The 14444-nt window shown below is 41.7% G+C and carries 13 protein-coding genes, 1 pseudogene and 1 CRISPR repeat array; of the genes and pseudogenes, 8 read left to right on the top strand and 6 right to left on the bottom strand.

The window, feature by feature from the left end; translation table 11 throughout:
* Window positions 1-146: 146 nt before the first annotated feature.
* Window positions 147-1047: a CRISPR direct-repeat array (repeat unit 37 nt; unit sequence ATTGCAATTCACCAAAATCCCTATTAGGGATTGAAAC).
* A gap of 96 nt (window positions 1048-1143) precedes the next feature.
* From ACEW80_RS02440 to ACEW80_RS02430, 3 genes and pseudogenes are all read right to left on the bottom strand, one after another.
* Window positions 1144-1371, bottom strand: a pseudogene (locus tag ACEW80_RS02440) (HigA family addiction module antitoxin); the annotation flags it as partial.
* 10 nt (window positions 1372-1381) lie between these two features.
* A complete protein-coding gene (locus ACEW80_RS02435; protein ID WP_373525069.1) occupies window positions 1382-1681 on the bottom strand; it encodes a type II toxin-antitoxin system RelE/ParE family toxin in 300 nt (99 codons plus the stop codon).
* 65 nt (window positions 1682-1746) lie between these two features.
* The gene (locus tag ACEW80_RS02430; RefSeq protein WP_373525068.1) at window positions 1747-2058 is read right to left on the bottom strand and encodes a hypothetical protein; all 312 of its coding nucleotides are present in this window, start codon (window positions 2056-2058) and stop codon (window positions 1747-1749) included.
* Between the two features lie 219 nt (window positions 2059-2277).
* On the opposite strand from ACEW80_RS02430, the gene thiD reads away from it, so the two are divergent.
* From thiD to ACEW80_RS02395, 7 genes are all read left to right on the top strand, one after another.
* Complete coding sequence (thiD, locus tag ACEW80_RS02425) at window positions 2278-3105, top strand: bifunctional hydroxymethylpyrimidine kinase/phosphomethylpyrimidine kinase (RefSeq protein ID WP_373525067.1); 828 nt, start codon at window positions 2278-2280, stop codon at window positions 3103-3105.
* Window positions 3106-3368: 263 nt separating this feature from the next.
* On the top strand, window positions 3369-3977 hold the full coding sequence (locus ACEW80_RS02420; RefSeq protein WP_373525066.1) for a hypothetical protein: 609 nt from the start codon (window positions 3369-3371) through the stop codon (window positions 3975-3977).
* A gap of 346 nt (window positions 3978-4323) precedes the next feature.
* Window positions 4324-4662 carry a P-II family nitrogen regulator gene (locus ACEW80_RS02415; protein WP_196520788.1) on the top strand — a complete coding sequence of 113 codons (339 nt, stop codon included), beginning with the start codon at window positions 4324-4326 and terminating at the stop codon, window positions 4660-4662.
* Window positions 4663-4841: 179 nt separating this feature from the next.
* Window positions 4842-5051, top strand: coding sequence for a ribbon-helix-helix protein, CopG family (locus ACEW80_RS02410; protein WP_373525065.1), 210 nt, complete (start codon window positions 4842-4844; stop codon window positions 5049-5051).
* Window positions 5052-5078: 27 nt separating this feature from the next.
* Window positions 5079-5651 carry a GNAT family N-acetyltransferase gene (locus tag ACEW80_RS02405; protein ID WP_373525064.1) on the top strand — a complete coding sequence of 191 codons (573 nt, stop codon included), beginning with the start codon at window positions 5079-5081 and terminating at the stop codon, window positions 5649-5651.
* 41 nt (window positions 5652-5692) lie between these two features.
* Window positions 5693-5971 carry a hypothetical protein gene (locus ACEW80_RS02400; protein ID WP_373525063.1) on the top strand — a complete coding sequence of 93 codons (279 nt, stop codon included), beginning with the start codon at window positions 5693-5695 and terminating at the stop codon, window positions 5969-5971.
* A gap of 10 nt (window positions 5972-5981) precedes the next feature.
* Window positions 5982-6329, top strand: a complete 348-nt coding sequence (locus tag ACEW80_RS02395) for a hypothetical protein (protein WP_373525062.1) — start codon at window positions 5982-5984, stop codon at window positions 6327-6329.
* Window positions 6330-6716: 387 nt separating this feature from the next.
* On the opposite strand, the gene rdgB is transcribed toward ACEW80_RS02395, so the two are convergent.
* Together rdgB and ACEW80_RS02385 are read right to left on the bottom strand one after the other, a co-directional pair.
* The gene (gene rdgB, locus ACEW80_RS02390) at window positions 6717-7307 is read right to left on the bottom strand and encodes an RdgB/HAM1 family non-canonical purine NTP pyrophosphatase (protein ID WP_373525061.1); all 591 of its coding nucleotides are present in this window, start codon (window positions 7305-7307) and stop codon (window positions 6717-6719) included.
* A 233-nt stretch (window positions 7308-7540) separates the two neighbouring features.
* Window positions 7541-8977, bottom strand: coding sequence for a phosphoglucomutase/phosphomannomutase family protein (locus ACEW80_RS02385; protein WP_373525060.1), 1437 nt, complete (start codon window positions 8975-8977; stop codon window positions 7541-7543).
* A gap of 1652 nt (window positions 8978-10629) precedes the next feature.
* Between ACEW80_RS02385 and hetF the strand changes: the two genes are divergently transcribed.
* Entirely contained in the window at window positions 10630-13170 is a 2541-nt protein-coding gene (gene hetF, locus ACEW80_RS02380; RefSeq protein WP_373525059.1) for a cell division protein HetF, read from the top strand.
* A 150-nt stretch (window positions 13171-13320) separates the two neighbouring features.
* On the opposite strand, the gene ACEW80_RS02375 is transcribed toward hetF, so the two are convergent.
* The coding region (locus ACEW80_RS02375; protein ID WP_373525058.1) for a COR domain-containing protein at window positions 13321-14444 on the bottom strand (1124 nt) is incomplete at its 5' end.

The following is a 14444-nucleotide window of genomic DNA, read 5'->3' as shown; positions in this document are numbered from 1 at the left end:
CCAATTTGCCCGGCGCTCGCCGACGAAAGTGCAAGGTTTTTGAACCTCTGGATGCTATAGTCTTGCACTTGCTTGGTGAAAAAATGCTCAAAACCCTTACCTAGACTATGTTTCACTTTTGTTCAGCAAGCCCTATTTAGGGGTTGATTGCAATTCACCAAAATCCCTATTAGGGATTGAAACAATAAGCTACGCACTCAAGAAATTGGCAATAAACTATTGCAATTCACCAAAATCCCTATTAGGGATTGAAACATATTTGCGGAAGTTTCAACGCAGGAATTGAGAGATATTGCAATTCACCAAAATCCCTATTAGGGATTGAAACTGGCCCGTTTCGGCTATTAGGTCTGATGAGAATAATTGCAATTCACCAAAATCCCTATTAGGGATTGAAACTTTTTGGGGTGTCGTCTGCCTTTAAAAATATTTAATTGCAATTCACCAAAATCCCTATTAGGGATTGAAACGAGTTTACAAAGTGGTGGTATAACAAAGGTGCGGTATTGCAATTCACCAAAATCCCTATTAGGGATTGAAACTAAACCCAAAACCACCGGATGCAAAAACGCGAATAATTGCAATTCACCAAAATCCCTATTAGGGATTGAAACCTAAGATAGTGCGATCGCTTGGTTTAACCAATTTATTGCAATTCACCAAAATCCCTATTAGGGATTGAAACATCACCAGTGGATTTCGCCCCAACCACCCCGACGATATTGCAATTCACCAAAATCCCTATTAGGGATTGAAACGTGTTCAGCAACGCGGGGGCATTCTCTATATTATCATTGCAATTCACCAAAATCCCTATTAGGGATTGAAACTTCGATTTTTGCAGTGTGCGATCGCTGCCATAAGAAATTGCAATTCACCAAAATCCCTATTAGGGATTGAAACGTTGTGCTTTGATGACTTCGTACCAATAATCTAATTGCAATTCACCAAAATCCCTATTAGGGATTGAAACCGCTGGATTGAAGAAGTAAGAACGAATCACGGCGAAGATTGCAATTCACCAAAATCCCTATTAGAGATTGAAACAGGTAACTCGTTAGATTTCAAAATACTCGTACAAGAAGTTAATACACGAGGGCGAACGGTTTCTTGGATTTTGTTGCCTGTTGCTTGTTCAGCTAACCGAAGCTCATAATTTTTTTGCAAGTTCATCCAGAACTCAGCGCTAATCCCAAAATACTGAGCCAATCGTAAAGCTGTATCGGCGGTAATTCCTCGATTTCCATTGATTATTTCGGTAATCCGATTTTTAGGCACATGAAGAAAACGCGCTAAATCACTTGCAGTTATACCTAATTCGCTGATTTCATCAGCAAGGATTTCTCCAGGGTGGATAGGTGAACGTGTCATTTTAACTCCTTCAGTGATAATCTGTAATTTCGATGTTGAAGGGTTTAAGAGAATCTTCTGGCCAGTTAAAGCAAATCCTCCACTGGTCGTTAATTCGGATACTGTACTGACCCTTTCTATCCCCTCCTAGAGACTCAAAGCGATTGCTAGGTAACTGCATTAGATCCTCCTTGCTAATGGCGGCTTCTAATATTTGCAGTCGTCTATCCGCTTGTTTCTCAAAAGATTGAAACTCTTTTACCCATTTATCGGCAGCAAACTCCTCCGTCTTTTTATCCTTGTACTTCGGAAAATTGCTTGACGGAGACATAGCACGGCAACACAACAGTAGTAGACGTTATGGGTTACGGAACTCGTAACCTGAAATTTATGATATCACCAAATAATAGTTTTTTGCAAGTTACTTTTTAAATCAGCGATCGCCCTGTTCGGGGTTATGAAGAACTTTTCAGGAGTGGTGATTTCGGTGCTGCTTTTGGGAGCTATAAGCAGAGAGCTAAAATTCCTATATCTAAATGAAACAACGTTGTAGCCGTTGGGAGTTAAAGTTTTTAGCTTTTTGATCCATTCGCGTTCTTTGGCTCTAAGTTCTTTGGGACTAGAAGCTGAATCGATAACTTCAATCGTGAAATTTTCTTTGCCAAGCAAGGCGATCGCTTTGTGAACCAAGGAAGCTTCTTTCCTCAAAACTTGGTCTATTAGTGTAGCGATCGCTTACTAATCTTTGTTGATTTTCTCTATTTCGCCAGCCAACTCTTCCAAAGTACATTTCAAAACTCTACATAAAGCTAGCGTTTCTGATGGCGTTAGCCGATATTGCAATTCACCAAAATCCCTATTAGCGATTGAAACTAGATCCTCCGACATTGCTGTTACTATAATATTCCACTGAGTTAAATCCGCTATATGAACGCTGAAATAAACTCCAGGATACCTGTTGCTTTAACCATTGCTGGTTCAGATAGCGGTGGCGGCGCAGGAATTCAAGCTGATTTACGCACCTTTGCTTTTCATTGTGTCCACGGTACTAGCGCTATAACCTGCGTCACGGCACAAAACACTCTAGGAGTGAGGAGGGTTGATGCCATGCCAATAGAGGCTGTTGTAGCGCAAATTCAGGCAGTTGTTGAGGATATTGGCGTACAAGCTGCCAAAACGGGAATGTTACTCAACCAGGATATTATTTTTGCTGTTGCCCAGCAAGTCGAAGCTTTGCAAATCGAGAATTTAGTAGTTGATCCAGTAATGGTGTCACGCACAGGGGCACAATTAATTGATGATGATGCTGTGAAGACTCTGTGCCATGTGCTTATCCCCAAAGCGGTGATTATCACGCCCAATCGTTACGAAGCTCAGATTTTGAGCGGGTTACAAATTAATTCCTTAGACGATATGCAAGCCGCTGCTGAAATTATTCACAAGACTTTAGGAACGAAGGCTGTTTTAGTCAAAGGCGGAGGTATGCAGGGAAATTTGCGTGGCGTTGATATTTACTTTGATGGGGAAAAGTTGCAAGTTTTGACTACAAAGCAAGTAGAGACAAACAATACCCACGGTACTGGTTGTACACTATCGGCTGCGATCGCTGCTAATCTGGCTACAGGAAAAAATTTGTGGCAGTCAGTGCAACAAGCAAAGGAGTATGTGACTACTGCACTCACTTATGCCCTAGATATTGGCGAAGGGCAAGGACCTGTGGGACACTTCTTCCCATTGTTACAAAAACAGTGCTAAGTAATGAGTGCTAAGTAAAAAAAGTATTGGGTACTGGAAAAGCAGGAGGAAAATCCCTCTTCCCAATGCCCTCTTCCCAATGCCCAATGCCCAATGCCCAATGCCCAATGCCCAATGCCCAATGCCCAATGCCCAATGCCCCAATCAGAATCTTTGCCCTTTCGGCATTTTTCTATTATTCTTGGGCATAGTTTCATGGCTAACTATCTCTGTTAGCATCTCTGTACAATCTAATTACTTTGATTTTTAATACCAAGCCCCCGATGCGAACAACCACAGGTTCTGTTCACAGGAATTCGCCAACACCGACTACTCAAGCCTACCCTCCCTCTGTACCACTATCTGTATACCGGGAATTGTCAACAGAGTTGCAAGCAACACAGGCGAGGCTAGATGCACTCACCACCAAAAATCAGCAATTAGTACAAGAAAATCAACTACTACGCCAAGAAATTGCCAAAGTTGTTGAGTCTTTTTCACACTTGCAAAAGTTCGTGGATTCCAATGCTATGCATAGTTATCACCGAACTAACCAAGCTTATGGCGACGTAAAAAGTGCCGTCGAACAGCCCTCAAGCCAAGCACATCTACATCAACAGGTTTCTCGCCCAAGTCCATCCGTTGTCCCCAAAGCCCCATCTAAAAAAAGCCGCCACCAAGACTTTTCTACACCGATAATGGAAATGAATTTCCCGATACCACAACCAGTTTTTATAGAAGAGCAAGAAGTAAATTATTATTCCAGTACTGAACCAGATGCCAAAGAAATCAGTAGCTGGTGGTTAATTATCACCATCTTGTTAATCATGCTTACTGCCTTTAGTGCTGGATATTTTGTTATGCGTCCCTTGTTTGAACATCAAAAACGTTAGTTGACACTCCCACAGTCAGCAGCAGGACGCTTTCGGGCTACTGTACAATTTTTATCTAATCACTCTTTAAATATCTAAGCCGATTTACTAAATAGCATAATTTATTTATTTTTAGGTTATTAAAGCTACATAAAAGATTAACTTGACAGCAACTTCTTTATCTTAGAACCTCAAAGATTATCCGATTAATAAATCCTTGCTGCTTCTAATGTCGCAAAGCATCTACATTATTTTAAAAAAGTGGTAAATATTACATATCTTTTAGGAAAAGCACTGGTAGTTACAGCTTCAGACAGTGGATCTGGTTAGATATATAAACGAAGCTAGTAGAATTCAGGAGTCAAAAATGAAAAAAGTAGAAGCTATTATCCGCCCATTTAAACTAGATGAGGTAAAAATTGCCTTGGTTAATGCTGGTATTGTCGGCATGACTGTTTCTGAAGTCCGGGGGTTCGGACGGCAGAAAGGTCAAACCGAACGGTATCGCGGTTCTGAATACACCGTTGAGTTTCTGCAAAAACTCAAAGTGGAAATCGTAGTTGACGACGATCAGGTTGATATGGTGGTGGACAAAATTATTGCTGCTGCCCGCACTGGTGAAATCGGCGATGGTAAAATTTTCATCTCGCCTGTTGAGCAAGTGATTCGGATTCGTACTGGCGAAAAGAACACAGAAGCAGTTTGAGTCCTGATAAGGTTTTGAATTATATGCCTATATACGACTTAATAAGTCACATATAGGCATATTCCCATATTCTATTGGCTACAGGCTACGACAAAAACTAGCTTTATTCTTGACATAGAACATACGTACTATGTATATTTGATATATAATTTATATATAAAAATAGAGGTAAAGATGTTTTGAGCAAAAAAACTTTAATCACGCTTAACTTGTCGGACGCTGAACTTGAGCTACTAAATAGTCTTAGTGAAAAAAAGGACATGAATAAGTCAGCTGTGTTACGGCAAGCCTTACGGATGATGGGGCTAATTGAGCAACGTATAGAGCAAGGTGAAAAATTTTACTTTGAAACTGTAGACTCGAAGAAATCTGAACTTATACTTGTCTAGCTTAATTTAAACTTGTGAGTTGTTGCCTTGAATGCGATTGTTAAGCTACCCTTATTCCGTGTTAAAGACTCAGCCTTAGTTGAAGCAGAATTATCTAATCTATCTTCTAAGCACATTTCAGACTTTGAAACCTTTTGGAAACAAAGACTTCAAAACTCATCTGAAGAAGACAGCCATTGGTCATGGATAGATAAATTTTTTAAGCTTTCAACGCCAAATTATCAAAGGCTCGCATTAGAATGTGAAGCGATTACTCAAGGACTTATGATTCTGGAGTTAGATTGCTATCGTTCTGTTTTAGAATCTACTAGAAATCTCGTCTATATAGATTACTTAACTATAGCTCCTTGGAATCGTCGCTCTATAGAAAATCCACCAATGTATAAAGGTGTTGGAAGTACTTTACTAAAGTTCGCTATAGCGCGTAGCTTTGATTTAGATTACAAAGGTAGGCTTGGTTTACATTCCTTACCTGGGGCAGAAAATTTTTACCGAAAATTTGGAATGGTTGATTTGGGATATGATTCCAATAAAGAAGGACTAAGATACTTTGAGATTTCATCAGACCAAGCTGAGAAAATACTCAGCCAATCTAGTTAGCTGGTCAACTTGGTTATGGATAGTCAGGAAGGGGTAGGGCAATGCAGTATTTATCAAGTAATTCTTGGTTGCAGTGGGCGGTTCAACTTGAAGATGAAGTAGATTGTGATGTGGCGGCAGGGCTAGATTTAGGTCAAAATTTAGCTAAATATTTGGCTAAAACTCAAGCTCATATTAGTTATGAAAAATTAATAGCAATTTTGCAGGAAGAGTTGGGTAACATATTATCGCAGGAAGAAATTGAAGAAATCGTGCAAAAAACCGAAAATAATATTTTGGATTGTCTTCAACAAAAATTCCAACATTCCAATGTAGCGTGAGGATTTGTTTATGTCATCTGAGCCAAACTCAGAAGCTAATAATGTAACGCCGTTAAGCCAAGCACGCCTCAGTCGTAAGGGTACCAGCCCTATGATTGAGGTGTCTGAGGATAGGCTCAGAGATATTTTATCTTCAGTTGTTAGTGATCAATTAACGCAAAAGCTGAGTCGATTGGAGAACAGTATTAACAGAGTGGTAAGCCAGTTTGAAGCTGTACGAAATGGAAGCTCTGAAGATGCTGCTTTAAGAGTTACAACTAATCTCGATAATACAGATATTGCTTTGAGTGCGATTAGCCTTCCTAAAGAAGAACATTACAGCACTTCCGGCAGCTATGAGGTACATCCTAAAAGCTGAAAGCAATGATAGGAGAGGGGCAAGGAGAAAACTATATTGCATAATAGCCGGAAGCGCTGTATCCCTATACATGTACTCATCTAGCCGAAGTTTTAAATATACGTAACCATGATGTTATTCAGAGAATAAAAATCTTAACTTTACGTAATAATCCAATTTACCATATCCTTATTCCTTCTGGAAAAACCAGCTGCATAAATAAATGGTCTGAAGCGACTCTTCAAAAACTTAAGGAGACAATTGCCTCAACCGTGCGATAGAGGTGAGCAGCTTAATTATTTCCAAGTTGGATTACGCAAACTGGAGTTATTTAATTACTGTATTTAGTATTCAGCAACACAGAAAGTACTAATTCTCAGATAGCTTTTCATCCCTAAAATCAGATATTCACCCCAACTCAGGACTCAGTGCTGTTTCTAGTTGCGGAAGTAAAGCAGCAAAAGCCTTGCCTCGATGGCTAATTGACCCCTTCAACTCCCGTGTCATCTCAGCAAAGGTCAATTGCAATTCTTGCACATAAAAAATTGGGTCGTAGCCGAAACCACCATCACCACGAGGCGCATTGAGAATTTCGCCACGACAAATACCTTCAGATTGTAATACGATCGCACCATCAGGACGAGCGATCGCCACTGCACAAACAAATTGGGCTTGCCGATTTACTTCGTTACCTAATTCACTCAATATCCTAGCAATGCGTTCTGAATCGGTTTTGGCATAACGTGCAGAATAGACACCTGGCGCGCCATTTAGAGCATCTACTTCCAAGCCAGAATCATCAGCAATTGCCCAGTTTCCTGTGGCTTTAGCAATTTGTGACGCTTTCAGACAAGCATTGGCGGCAAAGGTTTCGCCCGTCTCTTCAATTTCCAATTCTTCAGGTTTGAGGGTTAATTCCCAACCAGAATTTGTCAGGTAAGCTTGCATTTCCCGCAACTTACCTGGGTTTCCTGTAGCTACTACAAGTAATTTGGTCATTGGTCATTAGTCATTGGTCATTGGTTACTTGTACTGAGCGTATCGCTAAAGCGAAAGCTCCGCTAACGCGTAGCGTCTCGTAGAGAAGCCGTTGGCGCAGCCTCTCGTAGAGAAGTATTGGTCATTGGTCATTTACCAAAGACAAAGAGAGAAATCTGAACGCCGATTTCCGGCAATCAGAATTTCAAAGACAAATGACAAAGGACAAATGACTAATGACTAATTAATGAATTTTACTCCGCCCACTGTTTTGCCCAAGCAAGAGTTTTATGCACTTGCTCAATTGTTGAGGCTTCGCAGTAGAGGCGTAAAACTGGCTCAGTACCGCTAAACCGAATCATTAACCAGCTTTTATCAGCTAGGCGGTACTTGTAGCCGTCAATTGTCTGGCAATCAATTACTGCTAACCCAGCAATTTCTGTTAAGGGTTGAGCTTGTAGTTGTTGCAAAAGACGCGATCGCACTTCCATACTTGCTAAGGGTAAATCTATGCGATCGTATGCTGAGGTAAACCCTGTTTGTTGTTGCAACTGGCGATAATATTCACCTAAATCTAATCCAGATTCGACGATCGCTTCTAGGACGTATAATGCTGACAGCAGTGCATCGCGTTCGGGAATATGGCTGCCATAGCCAATTCCTCCCGACTCTTCACCACCCAACAACACTTCTGCTACTAACATTCGGTCAGCAATGTATTTATAACCAACTGCTGTCTCAAAGACTGAGAGGTTATGTAGTGCTGCCACCAGGGGCATCAAGTCGGAACCACTGACAGTTTTGACTATTTCACCACTAAAGCCGCGCCGCCGGGTTAAGTGGTCGATTAATATCGGGATTAAGACTTGGGAACTTAGGAAGTTAGCTTCTCCATCTACTGCTGCAATGCGATCGCAATCCCCATCAAATACTAACCCTACCGTTAAACCTGATTTATCGGTTTCTCGGTGAACTTTGATGACTTCAAATAGCTTTGAAAGGTATTTAGGCAAGGGTTCCGGCGCACCGCCACCAAAGAGAGGGTCACGTTCGCTATTAATTTCTTTGACCTGATTGCCTAATAGTTTCGCCAATCCGCCAGCAGCAGCGCCATGCATAACATCGGCAAATAACGTCAATTTGCCAGAGGCGATCGCTTGCCGAAGTTTGGCAATATCAACTTTACCCTCTAGCGCTTGGATATAACTGGGCCAAGGATTAAATTTCTCTTGCTTGCCTGGAGTAGCTGCTAGTGGTACTCCCACCGACAACTGCGCTTCTATCTCTTTTGTGACCTCTGGCGGTACTGACCCACCAAAAGACCCCTTAACTTTTAAACCTAAATATATGCCAGGATTATGACTTGCCGTAATTACCAGTGCCCCCAAGGCATTAAGCTGTTTTGCTGCCCAACTATAAGCTGGGGTTGGAGCATAGGTTTCGCTCAACAACACATCAAATCCGACAGCGGTGACAGTATTGGCAACAGCACGAGCAAAGTCTTCCGCCATAAATCGGCGATCATAACCGACAATTATTGTCCGGCTACCCACCTTAGAAAAATATGTATCATATAATACTTTTGCAGCGACTGGTGCAACCAGGGCTAGACGTTCAAAGGTGAAATCATCACCAATAACGCCCCGCCAGCCGTCTGTACCGAATTTGATTGAGTTAGCTACAACTGGCATCTAGGCATCCTAACTGTCTACTTGAGGATTCTAGCATTTATACAGTGTATAAATTAAAAAAATAATCTAGTAAAAATATGTACTACTAGTAGTAATAATAATGGGCTATTTAAACATAAAATCGAGGGAATTTAGGCATATAGAGGAGCAATCAGGTAGAGTTACAAACATAGAAGGGCGATCGCTTCAATATCAAAATATAGAAAAAAAATTAAGAATGTGATTAAATATCATAGCAATCATTTTGGAGTGGCATATCTAGCTCACAATAAAAAGAAAGCGATTTAGGGATTGAGTGAGCAGATTTTGCTCTATCCTTGTAACATGGAGATACTCAAGGTCTACCAGCAGTAGCAACAATATAGGCAGGAAATGCTAGGGCGATGTCTAACGACAAGCCGCTACGCGTCTACGCCTAAAAAAAACCCCCAGTGGGTGTTAGCCAACCAGGGGAGTTAGTTATCAGGGTGCATCTACTAATTAAATGTTCTCAAGTGGAACATCACACTCCGGATAAATTTGTAGAAAGGTCAGTTATTTTTTTAAATAAAAAAACCCAGTTGGTGTTAGCCTACTAGGAGAGTGAGTTATCAGGGTGCATCTACCACTAATCTTTTCTAGAGGCAGCCAGTATCTTCTAGAGAAAATGAACTGAATCAGGGTTGATAGTGATCCCAACGAGAAAAAACCCCCAGTGAGTGTTAGTCAACCAGGGGAGTTAGTTATCAGGGTGCATCTACCAATTAAATATTCTCAAGTTAATGGGTAGCTACCGGATAAATTAGCAGAGGTTGAAATTGTTGCCATTTGCTCATCAGAAAAAACTCCCACCAAGTGTTAGCCAACTACAGAGGAGTTAGTTATCAGGACATACCTACCAATTAAATAACCAGTGCGCTGCCTTCAAAAATCGATGTATCAAGGATAATTTGCTGCTTATATCCCAATACAGTTCAGTTAAGGCTAAAAACTAAAGCTGGTGTAGGTTGGGGAGCCTGTGCGTTGCGGGGGTTCCCCCCGTTGTAGCAACTGGCGTTTGAGGAACGAAACCCAACATTATCGAGACTTTGTTGGGTTTCACTATCGCTCAACCCAACCTACTATTCTCTTAACCCAAGCGTATTGGCTTATATCCTTCATAAAAAACCCCCCGGTGGGCGTTAGCCAACCAGGGGAGCTAGTTATCAGGGTGCATCTACCAATTAAATGTTCTAGCTTGGACTACCATGCTCCGGATAAATTTACTAGAAGGTTGATTGTTGTTGCCTGCCAAAACAACTCTAGTGAATATTTAGGTGAATAGAGGAGTTAAAGATCAAGCTGCATTCATCTACCAATCAAGTATTCTAGAATTAAGGACTATTTTCTGGTAGAGAATATCTGCGTTAAAAGTTGCTGTTGTTTGCCAAAATAAAAAAACCCCCAGTGGGTGTTAGCCAACTAGGGGAGTTGAAGATCAAGGTGCATCTACCAATTAAATGTTCTAGTCCCAAGTAATCTGATCCGGATAAAGTCGTAAAGGCAAAAAAAGCAAAACAACACCGAATCAGAAACATTCAGGGGTGGGAAGCATCTAAATTATCAGAGGGAGCAAAAATCGACTTGAAACTTTCGCGTTTCAAACCGAATTTAGGAGGCAAACGGGAGAAACTGTGACCCAGGAATTTCATATCTCCGTAACCCCAGTAGGGCAAAATGACTACTTGGTGCGGACGGAACAAGTCGCGCCTGGGGTGCCATTGGCAGAAGAATTGGTGACTTGGCCTGTAACTGAGTGGTTGATGGCTGCTGGGCATTTGATGAATGATCCATTGAAGTCGGTGTTGCAGGGAGATCCAATCACCTCAGGCGGGCGCGAAAGCGACATCGCCAGAAACTCTGTTAACTTAGTAGCGTTGGGTCAACAATTTTATAACGCCCTATTTCAAGGCACTCTCAGAGATAGTTGGATTACTGCCCAAGGTATTGCCCAGAACCACCAACAAGTACTACGCTTGCGCTTGGGGCTAAAAGACACTAGATTAGCTCGTCTGCCTTGGGAAGTAATGCACGCAGGCGATCGCCCTTTGGCGACTGGGTCTTATATCGCTTTTTCTCGCTTCCAAAGTGGAATTTTGGGGGCTTCTCATTTGCGAGCGCGAAATATGCTAACACCACGAGAAGAAGGTGGTGTGAAAGTATTGATGGTAATTGCTTCCCCCTCAGATCAAGTCAGCCTCAACTTACTGAAACAGGAAGCTATCAAACTGCAAGCTGAACTTCACCGCATACCACGGCTTGCTGAAGGTAGCAATCGTTCCCCAAAAATTGAACTCACTGTGCTAGACCAACCAGGACGGGAAGAACTGACGCAAGCTCTAGAGCAAGGCAGATACCACGTCCTACACTACTCAGGTCATAGTAATTTAGGTTCCAATGGTGGAGAAATTTATCTTGCTAGTCGCAGAACCGGCTTAACGGAAATCTTGAGTGGTGACGATTTAGCAGGTTTGCTTGTCAACAATAATATCCTTATGGCAGTGTTTAATTCCTGCTTGGGGGCATACACAGCTGCGTCCGATCCCTCTGGAGATACTGGCGAACGTAACCTGGCAGAAAGTCTGGTGAAGCGTGGCATCAGAAGCGTTTTAGCAATGTCAGAACGCATTCCTGATGAAGTGGCGTTAACCCTTACACAATTGTTTTACCGCAACTTGAGTCAGGGATATCCAGTAGATTTATGCGTTAGTCGGGTGCGCCAAGGATTAATTTCTGCCTATGGCTCTCACCAGATGTACTGGGCATTACCAATTTTATATCTCCAGCCAGAATTTGACGGTTATCTGAGCCAAGAAACTGGTTTATCCGAAAGCACCGCGTTGTTAAATCAGTATAATCCGCCTTCAGGGACAACTTCTAATTCGATGTACTCGGCGATGTCTACGACGGGCTACGCCAACGCAGATGATACCGAAATGCCTTTAGGAATTGAGGATATGATTCCTTCTGGTTTAGCGCGTGACTCTTCTGATTTAGACTGGCTAGGTGAAGATACTTGGGGCGATCTCGTTGATGAAATTGACTATGACGACCCCAGCTATGCAGAAGATTCTGCTATAGTTTCAGATTTGTTTCGTCGGCTAGATAACCAAAAAGTCTCGACTGAATCAGAGCAACAAATTAGCGAAAATAGTCTTCACCAAAGGCAGGTTTCAGAAGAAATGACTTCCCCGCAAGAGGAAGCAGATTTGTGGGGAGAAGCCCCAGCACCTCAAACTCCTGACAACTTTGAAGGAAAGTGGGAAAATTCTAATTTTTCGCGTAGGCATAGCCCGCCGCAGGCATCGCCAGCCTCATCTCCATCCAGAAATCGTACCCGACGGCGCAAGTTGTGGCCGATTGTGGGCATTGTGGGAATCAGTGCGATTACAGCTGCGATCGGTTTAAATTGGTGGTGGTCAAATCGACCCCAAGCAATGCCCAATATACCACCAATTCCTACCCAGTCTCTATTTACTCAAAAGCAGCCGAATATCGACTTAGAAATAGCTACAACTGGAATTGTCACCGCGATCGCTACTGAAAAATTAAGCCAGGGCGATTTGCCAGCTGGGTTGTTAGCTGTAGAAGAACTACTCAATCGTGGCGCACTTGCTGCGGCTGGAACTGCCCTGAAATTGATTCCAAATAAGCAAGCTGAGGAGCCATCTGTCAACTTTTACAAGGGACGATTAGCTTGGCAATCTATTCAGACTGGAGACAATAATTATAGCGTCGATGATGCCCGTCGTTACTGGGAAACTGCTGCCAAAGCTCAACCAGAATCACTTTTGTATAATAACGCTTTGGGATTTGCCTACTACACAGAAGGCAATCTCAACCGAGCTAATGACTCTTGGTTTAAGGCTTTGAATTTAGCTCTCAAACCGCAAAATACAAACTCCAACGCCGCAATATCCCCAAAGACAGCAGTGCCTCAGGATGCTTTAATTTCCTATGCTGGTTTAGCTATTGGGTTATATAAATCTGCACTTGATCAACCTAATGCCAAGCAGACACAATATCTTAATGAAGCGATAAAATTGCGACAAATGGTAATTAAGTCTGATCCAGTAAATTTCCAGGTAGATAAATTAGCTAAAAATTGGCTGTGGACGGAACAAGCAATTAAAGATTGGCGATCGCTCCTTCAGAAAAAAGGTGAAGAACAGTAATATGTTGCAGTGGTGCGTAGGCGTAGCCCGTCGTAGACATCGCTTGTGACTCTGAATGAAAACATAAATTTACCATTCAAGTTTCTAGTAAAATAAGCTGGTATTTAGGCGGTGAATTTTGCTTTTCAGTCTGACTAAATCACCATATTTTCAACCATTTATGAAGCCCTTGGTGGCTGCTATGACAATGCTGATAGCAGGATGATCAACGGCTTTTTCTAGAGCTTCTGATCCTCCTTCCTTCAGGGCATTGACAATTCGAGCTTTCAGTGTTGGCTGGCGTTCTATTTCCTCTACTGCTTTGACACCAACAATCGCAGTACTAGAATATTCCTGTGACAGTTGATCTAAAAGTTCTTTAATATCTTTTGCAGCTTGTGCCAAGTTTTGCGAATTGTTGATTTGAGTGCCGATTTTATCACGCATGACTTTATCGCCACCAACGTTATCCCCAGAGCCGTATTGATTTACTGTTGACATTGAATTATTTTCCTTTTGACGAATGTGATTTTGGTGTTCTTGAATTTGATTTAGGTTGATATTTATATTAGATGATATTTGCGGAGATTGAATAGGATTCGGTTCAACCCATAATTGCTCTACAAAAAACCTCTCTTTACCCCCATCTATCACATCATCAATTAAGCCCACCACCTTAATCATTTTATAGCTTTTTGGACATTGAATGCTTTCTTGCTTATCAGCTACGAACTGTCGCAATATCTCAAAAGGGTAAAAATTTGGCTCTTGGCTATCTTTGCAGATGTGGCAATTACAGGGGATTAACTTGTTGTACTTCAGTCGCTTGTACGAGCTATGAATTTGATCAAGTTCATGTGTAACTATGGTCATCAAATCTCTTTTGTGATTACCTGAGACTCGAATCTTAATCTCCCGCTTGTCGTAATATTCAATCACCTCTGCCTTCGTCTGGTCTTTGCTAAGAACAACCCCGCTTTTCCAAACACATTTTTGTTCATTAATCAACTCATGTATGGCAACAATAAACTGGGTGATGATCCCTTTGGGCATGAATTCGTAGGTGTAACGCAGAATCAGGTTGTTATTTTCATTCCATTGGTATTCAGGCTGTTTTTCAGTTAACAGTTGTGGCGCAATGTAAGTTCTGGGACTTCTGGGAATTTCATAACACAACTTGAAGTTGATCATTAATTGCAGAAGTTCACCTTGTTTTTGGGCGTATTGTTTCTCATTCCAAATATCCAGCAAGTTTTTCCAGGTGAATCTGCCGGAGTTGTTAATTACTTGTTTAT

Source organism: Nostoc sp., assembly GCF_041747015.1.
GTDB lineage: Bacteria > Cyanobacteriota > Cyanobacteriia > Cyanobacteriales > Nostocaceae > Nostoc.
Note: the sequence above shows the minus strand (reverse complement) of the source record. Positions and strands in the feature narration are given on the sequence as shown.

Coding starts and splice junctions, on each gene's coding strand:
- ACEW80_RS02400 (WP_373525063.1), top strand. CDS start 5,693: ATGCAGTATTTATCAAGTAATTCTTGGTTGCAGTGGGCGGTTCAACTT.
- thiD (WP_373525067.1), top strand. CDS start 2,278: ATGAACGCTGAAATAAACTCCAGGATACCTGTTGCTTTAACCATTGCT.
- ACEW80_RS02415 (WP_196520788.1), top strand. CDS start 4,324: ATGAAAAAAGTAGAAGCTATTATCCGCCCATTTAAACTAGATGAGGTA.
- ACEW80_RS02395 (WP_373525062.1), top strand. CDS start 5,982: ATGTCATCTGAGCCAAACTCAGAAGCTAATAATGTAACGCCGTTAAGC.
- rdgB (WP_373525061.1), bottom strand. CDS start 7,307: ATGACCAAATTACTTGTAGTAGCTACAGGAAACCCAGGTAAGTTGCGG.
- ACEW80_RS02420 (WP_373525066.1), top strand. CDS start 3,369: ATGCGAACAACCACAGGTTCTGTTCACAGGAATTCGCCAACACCGACT.
- ACEW80_RS02435 (WP_373525069.1), bottom strand. CDS start 1,681: ATGTCTCCGTCAAGCAATTTTCCGAAGTACAAGGATAAAAAGACGGAG.
- ACEW80_RS02385 (WP_373525060.1), bottom strand. CDS start 8,977: ATGCCAGTTGTAGCTAACTCAATCAAATTCGGTACAGACGGCTGGCGG.